General features: G+C 73.5%; 13 protein-coding genes and 1 tRNA gene. 9 read left to right on the forward strand and 5 right to left on the reverse strand.

Translation table 11 applies throughout. The annotated features are described in order from the left end of the window. The first annotated feature begins 9 nt into the window (after positions 1 to 9). Positions 10 to 1083, forward strand: a complete 1074-nt coding sequence (locus ACFZA0_RS23635; protein ID WP_391020356.1) for a bile acid:sodium symporter — start codon at positions 10 to 12, stop codon at positions 1081 to 1083. Positions 1084 to 1126: 43 nt separating this feature from the next. On the opposite strand, the gene fdhD is transcribed toward ACFZA0_RS23635, so the two are convergent. Continuing rightward, a complete protein-coding gene (gene fdhD / locus ACFZA0_RS23640) occupies positions 1127 to 1981 on the reverse strand; it encodes a formate dehydrogenase accessory sulfurtransferase FdhD (RefSeq protein ID WP_391020358.1) in 855 nt (284 codons plus the stop codon). Between the two features lie 196 nt (positions 1982 to 2177). Here fdhD and ACFZA0_RS23645 point away from each other — a divergent pair, with 196 nt between their 5' ends. From ACFZA0_RS23645 to ACFZA0_RS23670, 6 genes are all read left to right on the forward strand, one after another. Beyond that, the gene (locus ACFZA0_RS23645; RefSeq protein WP_391020360.1) at positions 2178 to 3509 is read left to right on the forward strand and encodes an MFS transporter; all 1332 of its coding nucleotides are present in this window, start codon (positions 2178 to 2180) and stop codon (positions 3507 to 3509) included. Beyond that, entirely contained in the window at positions 3478 to 3612 is a 135-nt protein-coding gene (locus ACFZA0_RS23650; protein ID WP_391020362.1) for a hypothetical protein, read from the forward strand. Before ACFZA0_RS23645 ends, ACFZA0_RS23650 begins: the two co-directional genes overlap by 32 nt. 218 nt (positions 3613 to 3830) lie before the next feature. Further along, positions 3831 to 4784, forward strand: a complete 954-nt coding sequence (locus ACFZA0_RS23655; RefSeq protein WP_391020364.1) for a beta-ketoacyl-ACP synthase 3 — start codon at positions 3831 to 3833, stop codon at positions 4782 to 4784. A gap of 283 nt (positions 4785 to 5067) precedes the next feature. Next, positions 5068 to 6663 carry an aldehyde dehydrogenase family protein gene (locus tag ACFZA0_RS23660; RefSeq protein WP_391020366.1) on the forward strand — a complete coding sequence of 532 codons (1596 nt, stop codon included), beginning with the start codon at positions 5068 to 5070 and terminating at the stop codon, positions 6661 to 6663. 183 nt (positions 6664 to 6846) lie between these two features. Continuing rightward, entirely contained in the window at positions 6847 to 7347 is a 501-nt protein-coding gene (locus ACFZA0_RS23665) for a MarR family transcriptional regulator (protein ID WP_391020368.1), read from the forward strand. A gap of 144 nt (positions 7348 to 7491) precedes the next feature. Beyond that, positions 7492 to 7574 (forward strand) — tRNA-Leu (locus tag ACFZA0_RS23670). A gap of 89 nt (positions 7575 to 7663) precedes the next feature. Here ACFZA0_RS23670 and ACFZA0_RS23675 read toward each other — a convergent pair. Next, positions 7664 to 8479, reverse strand: coding sequence for a metalloregulator ArsR/SmtB family transcription factor (locus ACFZA0_RS23675; protein WP_391020370.1), 816 nt, complete (start codon positions 8477 to 8479; stop codon positions 7664 to 7666). A gap of 33 nt (positions 8480 to 8512) precedes the next feature. After that, a complete protein-coding gene (locus ACFZA0_RS23680) occupies positions 8513 to 9874 on the reverse strand; it encodes an MFS transporter (protein WP_391020372.1) in 1362 nt (453 codons plus the stop codon). A gap of 100 nt (positions 9875 to 9974) precedes the next feature. On the opposite strand from ACFZA0_RS23680, the gene ACFZA0_RS23685 reads away from it, so the two are divergent. Beyond that, a complete protein-coding gene (locus tag ACFZA0_RS23685) occupies positions 9975 to 11060 on the forward strand; it encodes a DUF5937 family protein (protein WP_391020374.1) in 1086 nt (361 codons plus the stop codon). 148 nt (positions 11061 to 11208) lie between these two features. Here ACFZA0_RS23685 and ACFZA0_RS23690 read toward each other — a convergent pair whose 3' ends face one another. Beyond that, positions 11209 to 11598, reverse strand: a complete 390-nt coding sequence (locus ACFZA0_RS23690; protein ID WP_391020376.1) for a luciferase family protein — start codon at positions 11596 to 11598, stop codon at positions 11209 to 11211. A gap of 492 nt (positions 11599 to 12090) precedes the next feature. Between ACFZA0_RS23690 and fusA the strand changes: the two genes are divergently transcribed. Continuing rightward, positions 12091 to 14193, forward strand: coding sequence for an elongation factor G (fusA, locus tag ACFZA0_RS23695; protein WP_391020377.1), 2103 nt, complete (start codon positions 12091 to 12093; stop codon positions 14191 to 14193). Positions 14194 to 14250: 57 nt separating this feature from the next. On the opposite strand, the gene ACFZA0_RS23700 is transcribed toward fusA, so the two are convergent. Further along, entirely contained in the window at positions 14251 to 16098 is a 1848-nt protein-coding gene (locus ACFZA0_RS23700) for a coagulation factor 5/8 type domain-containing protein (RefSeq protein ID WP_391020379.1), read from the reverse strand. Positions 16099 to 16407 lie beyond the last annotated feature (309 nt).

Consider the following 16407-nt stretch of genomic DNA (forward strand, 5'->3'; position numbering starts at 1 on the left):
TGGAGCACCGTGAAACGCCTGCGACGGCCGAGCCGGCTGCCGATCGACCCGTACATCCTGCTGCTGCTCGGGACGGTCGGTCTGGCCGCGCTGTTCCCGGCCCGCGGTGCGGGCGCCGACGTGGCTTCCGGTGCGTCCACCGCCGCGATCGCGTTCCTCTTCTTCCTCTACGGGGCGCGGCTGTCCACCGGCGAGGCGATGGACGGATTGCGCCACTGGCGGCTGCACGTCACCGTCCTGGCCTGCACGTTCGTCGTCTTCCCACTGCTCGGGCTGGCCGCCCGGGGGCTCGTCCCGACGCTGCTGAGCCGGCCGCTCTACCAGGGCCTGCTCTTCCTCACCCTGGTCCCCTCGACCATCCAGTCCTCCATCGCGTTCACGTCGATCGCGCGCGGCAACGTCCCCGCCGCGATCTGCGCCGGGTCCTTCTCGTCGATGGTCGGCATCGTCGTCACGCCGCTGCTCGCCGCGGCTCTCCTCGGCAACAGCGGGGGCGGCCTCTCCGCCGACTCGCTGCTGGCGATCGTGCTGCAACTGCTCGTGCCGTTCGTCGCCGGGCAGGTGCTGCGCCGCTGGATCGGCGGGTTCGTCGCCCGGCACAAGAGGATCCTCGGACTCGTCGACCGCGGCTCGATCCTGCTCGTCGTCTACACGGCGTTCAGCGAGGGCATGGTGCGGGGCATCTGGCACCAGGTGAGCGTCGCCCGGCTCGGCGCCCTGCTCGCCGTCGAGGCCGTGCTGCTCGCCGTGATGCTCGCGCTGACCTGGTACGGGGCGCGGGCGCTGCGCTTCGGGCGGGCCGACCGGATCGCCATCCAGTTCGCGGGTTCCAAGAAGTCCCTCGCGTCGGGCCTGCCGATGGCCGGCGTGCTGTTCGGGGCGCACGCCTCGCTCGCCGTGCTGCCGCTGATGCTCTTCCACCAGATGCAGCTCATGGTGTGCGCGGTGATCGCCAAGCGCCGCGCCCGCGACCCGCTGACGGCGCGGGAGGCCGCCGACCCGGCGACGGGCGGCGACGGCGGCACGGGCGGCGACGGCGGCACGGGTGCCGCCGCCCGCGCGGTGGGCACGCGCACGGGGTGAGGCCCGGGGCCCGGCGTACGCGGGGGCGCGGTCCCCGCGCGGGTCAGCTGGGCGCGGCCGGGGAGGTCGCGCCCACGGCGATGCGGTCCTCGCCCGCGTACACGTTCATCGAGCTGCCCCGCAGGAACCCCACCAGCGTCAGCCCGGTCTCGGCGGCCAGGTCCACGGCCAGCGAGGACGGCGCGGAGACCGCCGCGAGGACCGGGATGCCCGCCATCACGGCCTTCTGCGCCAGCTCGAACGAGGCGCGGCCCGACACCAGCAGGATCACCCGCGACAGCGGCAGCGCGTCGTTCTGGAGGGCCCGGCCCACCAACTTGTCGACCGCGTTGTGCCGGCCCACGTCCTCCCTTATGTCGAGCAGCTCGCCGTCCTCGGAGAACAGGGCCGCCGCGTGCAGTCCGCCGGTGCGGTCGAAGACCCGCTGCGCCTCCCGCAGCCGGTCGGGCAGGCTCGACAGCAGCGCGGGCTCCAGGCGCAGCGGCGGGACGTCCGCGACGGGCCAGCGGGCCGTGGTCCGCACGGCGTCCAGGCTCGCCTTGCCGCACAGCCCGCACGAGGACGTCGTGTAGACGTTGCGCTCCAGGGTGATGTCCGGCATGACGACGTCCGGCGAGGTCCGCACGTCGACCACGTTGTACGAGTTCGAGCCGTCCACGGTGGCGCCCGCGCAGTACACGATGTTCTGGAGGTCGGCCGCCCCGCCGAGCACGCCCTCGCTGACCAGGAACCCGGCGGCGAGCGCGAAGTCGTCGCCCGGCGTGCGCATGGTGATGGCGAGCGCCTTGCCGTTGAGCCGGATCTCCAGGGGTTCCTCCGCCACGAGGGTGTCCGGGCGTGTGGTGAGCGCCCCGTCCCTGATGCGCAGGACCTTGCGTCGTTCCGTGACTCGTCCCATGTTCCGATCAGCCCCGGTTCTGTACGTCTCTGCACGTGCCGGCCGCCGAAACGGCCCCTGCCGCGTTCCATTCTCCCGCACGGGCGCCGCGGGGCGGGCAGCGGCGGGGTCCGCCCGCGCGGTGCGCGGGCGGCGTACGGATCGGTGCTCCCCGACGGGTTCTCAACTGCCGTGTACATGCCTACAGTTCCGGATCATGAGCCCTCCCGTCGCACCCTCCGGCTGGAGCCGTCGGCTCGTGCCGCCGGCCGCCCTGTCCGTCCACCTCGCCATCGGCCAGGCGTACGCGTGGAGCGTGTTCAAGCCGCCCCTCGAATCGGCGCTCGGCCTCAGCGGCACCCAGAGCGCGCTGCCGTTCCAGCTCGCCATCGTCATGCTCGGCCTGTCCGCCGCGTTCGGCGGCACCCGCGTGGAGCGCAACGGACCGCGCTGGGCGATGACCGTGGCCCTCGTCTGCTTCTCGTCCGGCTTCCTGGTGTCCGCGCTGGGCGCGGCCACCGAGCAGTACTGGCTGATCGTCCTCGGCTACGGCTTCATCGGCGGCATCGGCCTCGGCATCGGCTACATCTCGCCCGTCTCCACCCTGATCAAGTGGTTCCCCGACCGGCCGGGCGCGGCCACCGGCATCGCGATCATGGGGTTCGGCGGCGGCGCGCTCATCGCGTCGCCCTGGTCCGCGCAGATGCTGGACTCCTTCGGTTCCGACAGCTCCGGCATCGCGCTCGCCTTCCTCGTGCACGGCCTCGCGTACGCGGTGTTCATGTCGCTCGGCGTGCTGCTCGTCCGGGTGCCGCGCGGCGAGCGGCCGGTGGAGAGCGGGCCCAGCAACGTCGAGGGTGTTCAGGTGTCGGCCCGCAGTGCCGTGCGCACGCCGCAGTTCTGGTGCCTGTGGGTGGTGCTCTGCATGAACGTGACCGCGGGCATCGGCATCCTGGAGAAGGCCGCCCCGATGATCACCGACTTCTTCGCGGACGGTTCCACGCCGGTCACCGCCTCCGCCGCGGCGGGCTTCGTCGCGCTGCTCTCGGCGGCCAACATGGCGGGCCGCATCGGCTGGTCCTCCGCCTCCGACCGGATCGGCCGCAAGAACGTCTACCGCCTCTACCTCGGCGCCGGCGCGCTGATGTACCTGCTGATCACCCTGTTCGGCGACGGCTCCAAGCCGCTGTTCGTGCTGTGCGCGCTGGTGATCCTGTCCTTCTACGGAGGCGGCTTCGCGACCGTCCCGGCCTACCTCAAGGACCTGTTCGGCACGTACCAGGTGGGCGCCATCCACGGCCGGCTGCTCACCGCCTGGTCCACGGCCGGCGTGCTCGGCCCGCTCATCGTCAACCGGATCGCGGACCACCAGAAGGACGCGGGCAAGGACGGCGCGGACCTGTACGGCCTGTCCTTCGTCATCATGATCGGCCTCCTCGTCGTCGGCTTCGTCGCCAACGAACTCGTCCGCCCCGTCCACCCGCGCCACCACGTCGCCGCCCCCGAGGAGGCCCCGGATGCCCGAGACCAGCAGCCCGACTCCGCGTGACCGCCGCCCGCTGATCGCCCTCGCGTGGCTGTGGGTCACGGCACCGCTGGCCTACGGCGTCTACGAACTGGTGCGCAAGGCGACCCAGTTGTTCACGGGGTGAGGGGACGGTGCCCTGCCGCGCGGCGGACGGGACGGCCGCGCCCGGCGTCCCGTCCCACGGCCCCGGGCGCCTGTTCGCCCGCTGCTCGTGTGTCCGACGGCCTGACGGGACCCGACAACCACAGCTCCGCTTTCCTGTCCCTTCCTGTGCCCGCGTACCCGTGAGTCACTGAACAGACTGGTGGATCCCGTTAACCACGGCCCGAGGGGGACACCACCATGACCGGCTCGCGCATCACGGCCGTCGGCCACTACCAGCCCGCCAGAGTCCTCACCAACGAGGACCTGGCCGCCATGGTCGACACCAGCGACGAGTGGATCAGCACCCGGGTCGGCATCCGCGAGCGGCGGATCGCGGGCCCGGACGAACCGGTCGACGAACTCGCCGCCCACGCCGGCGCCAAGGCCCTGGCCGCCGCCGGGCTCACGCCCGCCGACGTCGACCTGGTCCTCGTCGCGACGTCCACCGCGATCGACCGCTCCCCGAACACCGCCGCCCGGCTCGCCGCGCGGCTGGGCATGCCGGGCCCGGCCGTCATGGACGTCAACGTGGTGTGCGCCGGCTTCACCCACGCGCTCGCCACCGCCGACCACGCGCTGCGCGCGGGCGCCGCGACCCGGGCGCTGGTCGTCGGCGCGGACAAGATGTCGGAGGTCGCCGACTGGACCGACCGCACCACCTGCGTCCTCGTCGGCGACGGGGCGGGCGCGGCGGTCGTCGAGGCGTGCGACGAGGGGGAGCCGGGCCTGCCCGGCATCGGTCCCGTGCTCTGGGGATCGGTGCCCGAGATGGGCAACGCCGTGCGCATCGAGGGGACACCGCCCCGGTTCGCGCAGGAGGGCCAGAGCGTCTACCGCTGGGCGACCACGCAACTCCCCGCCATCGCCCGCCGGGCCTGCGAACGGTCCGGGACCGCGCCGGAGGACCTGGCCGCCGTGGTCCTGCACCAGGCGAACCTGCGGATCATCGAACCGCTCGCCGAACGCATCGGCGCCACCTGCGCGGTCGTCGCCCGCGACGTCGTGGAGTCCGGCAACACGTCCGCCGCCAGCATCCCGCTCGCCTTCTCCAAGCTCGTCGAACGCGGCGAGATCACGACCGGCGACCCCGTCCTCCTCTTCGGCTTCGGCGGCAACCTCTCGTACGCGGGGCAGGTCGTGCGCTGCCCCTGAGCACCGGCGAAAGGCCCCTCAGCGTCCAACTCCGCGGCACAGCACGCGTGTTGGACGGCGTGATGTCACTCATAGTTGCGCCCGAGTGACTGTCGCGCACCGCCGCCCGTCACTAGCTTCATCACCGCGGGGTACGACGCGACCCAGGGACCGTACGCAAGGACGGTACCCAACTCGGCCTCACCGCCCACCGGTTGCGCCGCCCCGCCGCGCCGGCACACCCGTGCCCGCGCGGGCCACGCATCTCCCGCCCCCGACTGTGCACCGAGAGCGGAGCAACCGAATGGCGACCAACTCCCGTACCGGCGGCGCGACAGCGCCCCCGGCGACGACAACTCCCGCCCCCACCCTCACCCTCAAGGCGGGCACCTCCTGGAACGACGCCTGGCGGCGCTGCCTCGCCGCCGCGCCGGAGGCGTTCCGCGACGACCACGTCCTCAACCTCTGGGCAGGCACCTGGCAGGCGGACGGCCGGTCCCTCCCGGCCACCAGCCCCGTCGACGGCAGCCCCGTCGCCGGACCGCCCCGCCTGGACCGCGACACCGCCCACCGGGCGGTCCGCGCGGCGCTCGACCAGCACCGCGCATGGCGGCAGGTGCCGCTGGAGGAGCGGCGGGCCAGGGTCGCCGCCACCCTCGACTCCCTGACCGCCCACCGCGACCTGCTCGCGCTGCTCCTCGTGTGGGAGATAGGCAAGCCGTGGAGGCTGGCCCGCGCGGACGTCGACCGTGCCATCGACGGCGTGCGCTGGTACCTCGACGGCATCGGACCGATGCTCGCCGGCCGCACGCCGCTCGACGGCCCGGTCTCCAACATCGCGAGCTGGAACTACCCGATGAGCGTGCTCGTCCACGCCATGCTGGTGCAGGCGCTCGCGGGCAACGCGGTCGTCGCGAAGACGCCCACCGACGGCGGCCTGGCCTGCCTCACCCTCGCCTCCGCGCTCGCCGCGCGCGAGGGCATCCCGGTCACGCTGGTCAGCGGCAGCGGCGGCGAGCTGTCCGGGGCGCTGGTACGGGCCCCGGAGATCGGCTGCGTCTCCTTCGTCGGCGGCCGGGACACCGGCGCCGCCGTCGCCACGGCCGTCGCCGACCTCGGCAAGCGCCACGTACTGGAACAGGAGGGCCTCAACACCTGGGGCGTCTGGAACCACACCGACTGGGACGCGCTCACCGCGGTGATCCCGAAGCTGTTCGACTACGGCAAGCAGCGCTGCACCGCCTACCCGCGCTTCGTCGTCCAGCGCTCGGCGTTCGACGAGTTCCTCGCGGCGTACCTGCCCGCGGTGCGCACCCTGCGGGTCGGGCACCCCCTGGCCGTCGAGCACCCCGAAGACCCGTTCCCGGAGCTGGACTTCGGGCCGCTGATCAACGCGGCCAAGGCGAAGGAACTCCAGGACCAGGTGGCCGAGGCCGTCGACCGCGGCGCGGTCCCGCTGCACCGCGGCCGGCTGTCCGACGCCCGGTTCCTGCCCGGCCAGGACACCTCGGCGTACGTGCGGCCGGTGACCCTGCTGAACCCGCCGCCGTCCTCGCCGCTGCATCACGCGGAACCGTTCGGCCCGGTCGACACCATCGTCCTGGTCGACACGGAGGCCGAGCTGCTGGCCGCGATGAACGCGTCCAACGGCGCGCTGGTGGCGACCCTGTCCACCGACGACCGGGCGACCTACGACCGGCTGGCGCCACAGATCAGGGCGTTCAAGGTCGGCCACGGCAAGCCGCGTTCGCGCGGCGACCGCGACGAACTGTTCGGCGGCTTCGGCGCGTCCTGGCGCGGTGCGTTCGTCGGCGGCGAACTGCTGGTGCGCGCGGTGACGAACGGCCCGGCGGGGGAGCGGCTGCCGGGCAACTTCCCGGACTACCACCTGATGCCGTGACGCCGGACGCCCGGCACTGAGCGCGCGGCACTGAACGCGCCGGCTCCCCGCCCGCACATCTCCCCACCGTGCGGGCGGGGGGCCGGCACCTGGGCCCGGCCCGTTCCCGCCGGCCGCGCCCGGACCTCCTCCGCAACCAAACGATGCGTGAACCTGACGATCACTTCCGGCTACCATCCGGCCATGCCGACCGACGAGAACCCCGAGCCCCCGCAGGACCCGGAGCACCCGGGACGGCTGGAGCCGCTGGAGTTCCGGCTCGGCTACCTGCTCAAGCACGCCCACCTGGGCCTGAAGAAGGCGTCCACCGAGGCGCTCGCCCCCTACGGGGTCGACGGCCACGAACTGGCCGTCATGGTGGTCCTGGCCGGCGACGACCCGCTGTCGCAGGCGGAGGCGGCGGCCCGGCTCGGGGTCGACCGGACCACGATGGTCGCGCTGACCGACAGCCTGGAGTCCCGCGGCCTGGTGGTGCGCCGCCGCAGCCTCGCGGACCGGCGCAAGAACATCGTCGAACTGACGGAGACGGGCCGCGCCCGGCTCTACGCGGCGGAGGACGCCCGACGCGCGGCGGAACGCGACTTCCTCGCCCCGCTGGGCGAGGAAGGAGCCGCGTCCCTGCTGCGCCGGCTGCACCTGCTGGTGGCCGGGGAAGCGTCACGCCGTGATCACGGAATCACCTGACGTGATGGCGTCCCGTCGCAGGTGGGCGGGGGTACGGGGGCCGGACGTCGCCCGTGGATAAGAGGGTGAGAGGCACTCCGAAACCTTGGTATCGTTGTCCTTGTCGCCGCGGGGATAAAAGCCCTGCCAGGTGGCATACACCCTGTCCGGGTGGCGGAATGGCAGACGCGCTAGCTTGAGGTGCTAGTGCCCTTCGGGGCGTGGGGGTTCAAGTCCCCCCTCGGACACCGGCGGGACCCCACATTCGTGTGGGGTCCTTCGCGTTTCCGGGCCCCGCCCGGCCGGCCGGGGCCCCTCTCCGCCGCGGCCCCGCCGGTCACATGTCCCAGGGCGCCTGCGGCAGGACCCTTCCGGTCTCCAGGAGCGACTTGAGGTTGGAGAGGACGGCCGGCCAGCCCTTCGAAATGCCGTTCAGCATCTCGGTGTTGGGCAGGTTCTCGTGGGTCACCGTGAGGCGGACGATGTCCTCGTGCGGCTCGACCGCGAAGGTCACCACCGAGGCGCTGTCCTTCGGGGCCGCGGGGGTGTCGTCGAACGTGATCACCAGGCGCGAGGGGGGCTCCGCCTCGACGACCCGGCCGACGACGTCGACGGCGCCCGAGCCGTCGGCGCGGCGGTGCTCCCAGGCCGAACCCGGCTGCCAGTCCGAGACGTTGGCGTGGCCCCAGTACCGCGCGGTGAGATCCGCGTCGGTCAGGGCCTGCCACACGTCCTTCGCGCTCGCGTGGATGTAGGTCACGTAGACGTAGGTCGGAACGGACGTCGGTGCGTTGCTGGTCATGGCGGCGTGCTCCTCTGCTTGGTTCCTGATGGCGCCGAGCGCCCGAAGCCGGGGGCGGTCGAACCCGGAGATCCAGCGCTCCTCGATCTCCTGGATCGGCGCGGGGTTGAGGTAGTGGAGCCGTTCCCTGCCGCGACGCACGACGGTGACGAGGCCGGCCCGCGCCAGCAGGTCGAGATGCTGGGTCACCGACTGCCGTGCCATGTCGAGGAGTTCGCACAGCTCGCGCAGGGTCTGACCGTTGCGCTCGCGCAATCGGTCGAGCAGCTGCCGTCGGGTGGGATCGGCCAGCGCCCGGAAGACGGCGTCGGGCCGGTTCTCGTGCTCGTCGGGTGTCGCGGTGGGGCTCACCGGACCATTATGCAGGTATCTGCCTGCCTATTGCTAGGGGTGCAGGTCGGAGGGGTGTTCGGCGGGGTGCGGAAGGCCCGCCGTCCCCCGGTCGTTCGCTCGGGGTGATCGCCTGCCCCGCGCTCCCGCGGCTGCCACGCGGCTGCCGCCGGAGCGCCGCGTTCCGCCGTCCTTCCCGGTGGCGACCAACCGGGCGGAGACGAGCGTCGCGGCGGTGAGGGTGCCCCAGAGGGCCGCCGGGCCGCGGGCCCCGAGCGCGGTGATGACCGCCGGGGAGACGGCGAGACCGAAGCCCGTGGAGATCTGGAGGCGGGCGACGGCGCGTCCCAGCACCGGGGCGGGGGCGAGGGCCGTGACGAGCGCCGTCGCGCTGCCGGCGTAGAGGATCTCGCCGATCGTGCAGAGCACGGACACCGCGGCGACGGCCGGGGCACTCCAGCCGCCGCCCAGCGAGGTGGCCGCGAGGAAGCCGAGGTAGGACAGGGCGAGCACCACGCCGGCGAGGGCCAGCACGGTCCGCCGGGCGAAGCGGGACATCAGGAGGGTGACCGGAAGCTGCAGGGTGACCACCAGGACCGTGTTCGCCACGAAGATCGCCGCCGACCAGGCCGGGGACGCGTGCAGTTGGGTCACCAGCACCAGGGGCAGGGCGATTTCGGGGACGTTGAGGCAGAAGGCGTAGACCACGTTCGCCGCGAGCAGCACGAGCATGCGGCGGGCGGACCCGGCGGTGCTCCCGGCGCCGTCGGCATCCTCCGCCCTGCCGGATCCGGCTCCGGCCGGGACGGCGGCCGGGTCGGCGCGCAGGCGGACCGAGGCAGCCAGGGCCGCCGCGGCCAGGTAGGCGAGCCCGGTGACGGCGGCCAGTGCCCGCATCGCGGTGGGACCGCCCGCCAGGCACACGGTGGCGAGGAGGGCGCCCGCGCCCAGGCCGGCGTTGCGCAGCGCGCGGGCGCCCGCGAGAGCGGCGTCGCGTTCGCGGCCGTGGGCGATCGTGGCGACGAGGGCCGCGTGGGCGGCGGGCCACGCCTGGTTGCCGATGCCGAGGAAGAGCGCCGCCACGGCGAACAGCCGCACGTGCCCCGCCGGGGTGGCCAGCAGGAGTGCCACCCCCGGCACGCGTACCAGCATCGAGGCCGCCACGACCGTGCTGCGCGCGCCCCGGTCGAGCCACCGGCCGACCGCGGGCATGCACACCAGGCCCGCGACGACGCCGACCGTCATGGCGATGCCGGTGGCCGACGCGGACAGCCTCAGCACCGTCACCCCGTACAGCAGCAGGAAGGGTCGCAGCAGGCCGGTGCCGAGCGCGTCCACGGCGAGGGCGACGGTGTAGCGGGGGCCGCCGCAGGCGCGGACGAGGGCCGTCGGCCGGATCTTGGGAGGGGTTGCCATGGCGACAACGGTGCGGTCGGCCTCCGGACGAGCGGGCGCCGGTTGACGGGCATCGTCAATCGGCGCGGGCGGCGGCCGTCCCGGCCGGGAGAATGGGCGAATGACGTTGAGGATCGACATCGGCGGCGTGCCGTCCGGGGGACTGCGGTTCGCCGCCTCCCCGCTGGCCGAACTCACCGCGATGCTGCACGTGCTGGCCGAACCCGCCCACCATCCGCAGCTCGCCGACTGGGCCGCGGGCGTCTGGTCCGGGCTGCCGCCGGAGCTGGCCGAGCGGCTCCGGGAGGCGGAGTTCCTCTGGCGTTCCTCACGGGCCGACTTCCTGGTCCCCGCCCGCCCCCGGCCGGCTCTCGCCGACGAGCTGGACGACGTGGACCGGATCGACGACGAGACCTACGTGGCCAGCGCGCTCGTGACCACGTGCGGCAGCAACCGCGTCCACTTCGCCGCGCCGTCGCCGCTCACCGACGCGACCGCGCGCGAGCGGGCCCTGGACGTGGCCCGTGCCCGCGGCGCCCTCCAGGAGACCTTCGCGGAACGGCTGCTGGCGGACCCCGGTGCCGTGCGGGCGCGGGTGCGCCACACCCTCGAACAGTGCGCCGGGGCCTTCTTCGACGCCGCGTGGGCCGACGCGGCGGAGCGGCTCGCCACCGACCTGCGCCTGAAGAACGACCTGCTGAAGCACCGCGGCGTCGGCGCGGCGCTCGCCTCGGTCTCCGGCGCCGTCACCCTGGCGCCGGACGGCAACAGCATCGTCGTGGACAAGCTCCAGGACAACGCGGCCACTGCCGGCGCGGACGGGGTCACCTTCGTGCCCAGCGTCTTCGGCCGCCCGCACCTGGTGGTGGTCCACGCTCCCGGATGGCAGCCGGTGGTGCAGTACCCCGTGGCCGGGGAGGACCCGTCGGAACCGGTGTCGCTGGAGGCGGTCACGCTGCGGCTGGAGGCACTCGCGCACCCGGTGCGGCTGCGGCTGCTGCGCACCCTGGCCCGCGGCCCGCACACCACCGGTGAGCTGGCCCATGCCTGGGAACTCTCGCCCCCGGAGGTCTCCCGCCATCTCGCCGTCCTGCGCCGCGCGGGCCTGCTCACGACCCAGCGGCAGGGACGCTACGTCCGCTACGCCCTCGAACTGTCCGGAGTGGGGACACTGGGGGGCGACCTGCTGGCGGCGGTACTGCGCTGAGCGGTTCCGGCGGCGACGGCGCTCCGGGGCCGCGGTCCGCCCGGTGCCGGTTCACACTCCGGGGCTCGTCAACTCGCCTGGAAACGCGTCTGGTTCGGCCGTCGTGCCGACGCAAGTCCGAGCCGGGGCACGTCGGGCGACGCGCCCCTCAGATCGAGAACTCGTGCCGGACCGCCACCCTGCGCCCGTGGTTGCACGCCGGAGCGCGGCCGTCCGGGGGCGCCGGGTTCGTCTGGTGGGACTGAAGGGCGAGGCTCACCAGGGTGATCAGGACGTTGACGTCCGAGTCGGCCTCCAGACGCAGCGTCACCCAGGCCGCGCCCGGGATGATGCGGACCACTTCGGAGCGCCGCAGATCGTGCTCGAAGCGGTGGACGGCCCGCGCCGTGAGGTGCAGGTCGACGTCCCAGTCCGTGTGGAAGTGGGCTATCTCCTGGCCCGTCGAGCGCAGCGCGCGCCCGGTACCACAACTCGGCACGGCCTCCGTGAGGTCGCGCCACGTCGTCAGCTGCGTCATGGCTCGCAAGGCCAGCGTCATACCCCCATCATGGACCGATCACCGTCCGGACACCAAGGAGTGCGTAAGCCTTAACCAAGTCGTATTCGAGGACGGCCTGCTGGGGGAGTGCCCGAGGGGCGTGCCGAGGCGCGTGGGATATTCCGTGCGCCCCCGGTCGGCGGGCCCCTACACTCGGCGCGGAGAGTTTCCGGACGTGCGTGAGACCGCGCCCCGGCCCGGCAGGGCGTCACCCGCAAGGGGAAAGCCCGGTGAACGAAGGGAGTTGACCGTGCGTCACCGCACCGCCGTCCTCACGGCCGTCGCCGTCGCCGTCCCTCCCTTCCGGTTCGGAGTGATTCTCGTGTCTCCGTCCGGCCGGTGCACGCCGCGCGGCCCGCACCGGTAGTCCGCGACACACGCCTTCGGACAACCACCCTTCGCAGCCCGCCGATCGAGGCTGCCGCAGGGCGGGTCACCGTGTGTCCGGCGATCGCGCTGCCCCTTCCCGAACGCAGCGAAAGGCCTCCGGCCGTGCGTACTCACCTCTCCCACCAGCCGGGCGAACCCGGCCCCGCCGTCCGCAACCTCGGCATCCTCGCCCACGTCGACGCCGGCAAGACCACCGTGACCGAGCGGTTCCTCTTCGCCGCCGGTGCCACCCACAAGCGCGGCGAGGTCCACGACGGCACCACCGTCACCGACTTCGACCCCCAGGAGCGCGACCGCGGGATCACCATCTTCGCGGCGGCCGTGAGCTGTTCGTGGGCCGGACACCGCATCGACCTGATCGACACGCCGGGGCACGTCGACTTCGCCGACGAGGTCGAGCGTTCCCTGCGCGTCCTCGACGGCGCGATCGCGGTGTTCGACGCGGTCGCCGGGGTCGAACCGCAGAGCGAGTCGGTCTGGCGGCAGGCCGACCGGTACGGCGTTCCGCGCATCGCGTTCGTCAACAAGCTCGACCGCGCGGGCGCCGACGTCGACACGGCGGTGGCCTCCCTGCGCGAACGGCTGCACCCGGCACCGCTGTTGGTGCAGTTGCCGATCGGTGCCGAGGACCGGTTCACCGGCGTGGTGGACCTCGTCCGCACCCGCGCGCTCGTCTGGCCCGACGCCGGCGGCCCGGCCGTCGAGGGACCGGTGCCGGCCGAGCTGCGCGACGAAGTCGCCGACAGGCGGGCGCGGTTGGCGGAAACGGTGGCCGGGCTGCACGTCGGCGCGCTGGAGGAGTTCTGCGCCACCGGCACGCTCACGCCCGCGACGCTGACGGCCGCCCTGCGCGACCTGACGCACAGCGGGGACGGTGTCGTCGTCCTGTGCGGATCGGCGTACCGCAACCGCGGGATCGAGCCGCTGCTCGACGCCGTGGTGGCGTACCTGCCGTCCCCGCTCGACGTGCCCGCCGTGCGCGGCGTGCACGACGGGGCGGAACAGGAGCGGGCCGCCGACCCGGCGGAGCCGTTCACCGCGCTCGCGTTCAAGGTGCAGACCACCGTGCGCGGACGGCTGACGTTCCTGCGGGTGTACGCGGGGACCGTGGAGAGGGGGGACGCCGTGCTGGCACCGGGCACCGGGCGCCGTGAGCGGATCGGGCGCATCCTGCGCGTCCAGGCCGACCGGCACGAGGAGTTGGACCGCGCGGTCGCCGGGGACATCGTCGCCGTCGTCGGGCTGAAGGCGGCCCTGCCGGGTACGACCCTGTGCGATCCGGCGGCGCCGATCGTGCTCGAACCGCCGTCCGCCGCCGAGCCGGTGGTGTCCGTCCGCGTCGAGGCGCGGCGCGACACCGACACGGGCAGGCTGGCGACCGCCCTCGTGCGGCTGGTGGAGGAGGACCCGTCGCTGGTGGTGCGCACCGACGGCGAGAGCGGACAGACCCTGCTCGCGGGCAGGGGCGAACTGCACCTGGAGGTGGCGGTGGAGAGGTTGCGCGGCGCCCACGGACTCGACGTCACGGTGGGCCGCCCGGCGGTCGCACACCGCGAGACCGTGGTGCGCGGGGTGTCCGGCTTCGTGTACCGGCACGTCAAACAGGACGGCGGCGCCGGGCAGTTCGCGCACGTCGTGCTCGACGTGGCGCCGCTGGGCGAACCGGAGGCGCGGGCCGGCACCCCCGCCGCCACCGGGTTCGCCTTCGCCTCGACGGTGACGGGCGGGCGGGTGCCGCAGGAGTACGTCCGTGCCGTGGAGGCGGGCTGCCGCGACGCCCTCGCCGAGGGGCCGCACGCCGGACATCCGGTGACCGGGGTGCGGGTCACGCTGACCGACGGGGCGACCCACTCCAGGGACTCCTCGGAGCAGGCGTTCCGCGCGGCCGGCCGGTTCGGCCTGCGGGAGGCGCTGCGCGCGTGCGCGACGGTCGTGCTGGAACCCGTCGCCGAGGTCACGGTCACCGTGCCGCAGGACGCCCTCGGCGCGGTGCTCGGCGACCTGGCGGCACGCCGCGCCGCGGTGTCCGGCACCGTGACGCGGGCGGGCACGTCCGCCGTCACCGCGACGGTGCCGCTGGCGGCGCTGTTCGGCTGGGCGACCCGGCTGCGCGGCCGGACCGGCGGGCGGGGCACCTTCACCACGCGCCCCGCCGGGTACGCGCCCGCCCCGGCGTCCGCGCGGGCCGGTGCGCCGGCCCGGTAGCGGCGCGGGCGGCCGGTGGCCGGACAACTGTCCGGCCACCGGCCGCCGTTCGGTCCGTCAGGGGTAGGACACCACCGTGGACGGCGTCGTCGTCGTGCCCGACGTCGCCGCCCCCGTCTCGTTGATCACGTGCTCGAACTGCCCCTGCCCGCCGAGGGACACCACGAGCAGGTCGTGGAACTTCACGCCGGGAGTGTCGGGTGCCGCGAAGCCGTGGTGCTGCACGATCGTCGGGTCCACGTTGTAGTAGCAGTAGCTGCCCAGACCCCAGCCCTCGTGCGTGGTCACGGAGTCGGCGACCTTGTAGGCCGCGTAGCCGCGCACCGAACCGTCCTGCACGGCCGCCTGGTCGGGAGCGTCGTACGCCTTCTCGTTCTGGAAGAAGACCGTGCGGCCGCGCTCCCCGTTCCACTGCACGTCGTACTTGTTGAAGTGCTCGACGAACAGCCCGGTGGCCAGGACGTCGTCGCCGTTGACGACGATGCCGTAGTCCGCCCGGTTGGTGTCCCAGCCGACCCCCGTGCCGTGGTCGGCGCGCCAGACCCAGGTGTGGTCGACGATGGTGTGGTTGCTGTTGACGACCATGCTGGTGGTGGCCTTGCCCGCGCCCGCGCCGCCGATGCGCACGAACACGTCCTGCACGGTGGTCGGGTCGGTCGAGTGGTCCGCCGACGCGCCCTGCGGGCCGACCTCCAGCAGGGTCTCGGAGTTGACCGTCCCCGCGTCGACGAGGAACCCCGCGAGCCGCACCCCGTCCACGTCGGCGACCTTGACGGCGGTGACCCCGTCGTCGGGGACGAGGGTGGCGTAGCCGAGGCCGAGCACGACCGTGCCCGCGGCGTTCACCTGGACCGGCGCCTCCAGGTGGTAGATCCCCGGCGTCAGCAGCAGGTGCAGGCCCTGCGTCAGGGCCTGGTTGAGGGTGGCGGCGCCGTCCCCCGGCCGCGCGACGTAGAACTGGGTCAGCGGCAGCGAGGTGCCGCGGGGGGTGCCGTTGCCCCAGGTCACCCCGCGCGCGTCCGTGCGCTTCTCGGGGAGGAAGACCCGGTAGGTGTCGCCGTCGAGGTACAGGAACGGCTTCTCGCGGGAGACCGGGGTGGTGTCGAGCGTGGTGTACGGGGGGTCCGGGAAGGACTGCGCGGGCGCGCCCTCGACGCCCGAGAACACCATGTTCCAGACGGCGTTGGCCCAGCCGCCGACCGAACTGTCCCGCGTGTACCACTGCTGCTGCGAGTACGGCGCGACCTGCCCGTCGATCCTGCTGTCGGCGATGTAGCCGCCGCTCGCCCAGCCGTAGCCGTCGGGGGCGAGGTTGAGGCCGCCGCGTACGTGCATGCGGCGGAAGGGCGCCGCCTGCGCCACGGCCCAGCGGTTGGTGCCGCTGACCGGGACCAGGGCGAGGTTCTCCGCCGAACGCCAGAAGTTCTGGGTGGCGTTGCCGCCGAACCAGCCGGCGTCCACGGTGACGTCGCCGTTGATGGTGGTGTCGTCGGGGGACAGGCCCAGTCCCGCGATGGAGGTGTAGAAGCCGAGTTGCGCGTTGAGGCCGCTGTAGTTGCCCGGCTTGAACAGCAGCGCGTAGCGGCCGGTGTCGAACTGCGCCGACTCCTGCTGCTGGAACACCTGGTCCAGGGTGGCCTGGATGCCGGCGGTGGACGGGTCGAAGACGATGACGTTCGGACCGAGGTCGCCGCCGCCGGGCAGGTCGTCGGCCCGAGCGGCGACGGCCCCGGTCGAGGTGCCCGCCGGGCGGGCCGGGGCGGCGGACGCGGGGGCGGCGGCCGACAGGCCGAGCAGTGCGGGGGCCGCCGCGGCGGCGACTCCCAGCACGGCCCGTCGGCCGACGACAGCCGCTCCCGTGGGGGGAGTCGGCGGTGTGGGGGGAGTGAGGGGGGAAGGGGGCATGGCGCGGCTCTCCTGGTTCAGGAAATGAACAGTGGGGGTTCTTGGGAGCGCTCTCTCGCCGTTGCATGCTTCATCCGCGTGAACGGCGCGTCAAGAGTGATGGCGCGAGTTCCGCTTACGGAGGTCATAACGGCACGTCAAATGTCGTGCATACACGGCGACTTGCGGCCGTAATGACCGCAAGTCGGGCGCACCGGACGGGTGTCGCGGGTGAGGTTCACCCGCGGCCCGCGTTCAAGAAGTGCCTGCCGGGTACCGGCTCCGCATCCCGCCCCAACTGAGCCCCAACTGGGTGGGGAGCGCTCCCGA

The organism is Streptomyces sp. NPDC008150 (assembly GCF_042956945.1).
Lineage (GTDB): Bacteria > Actinomycetota > Actinomycetes > Streptomycetales > Streptomycetaceae > Streptomyces.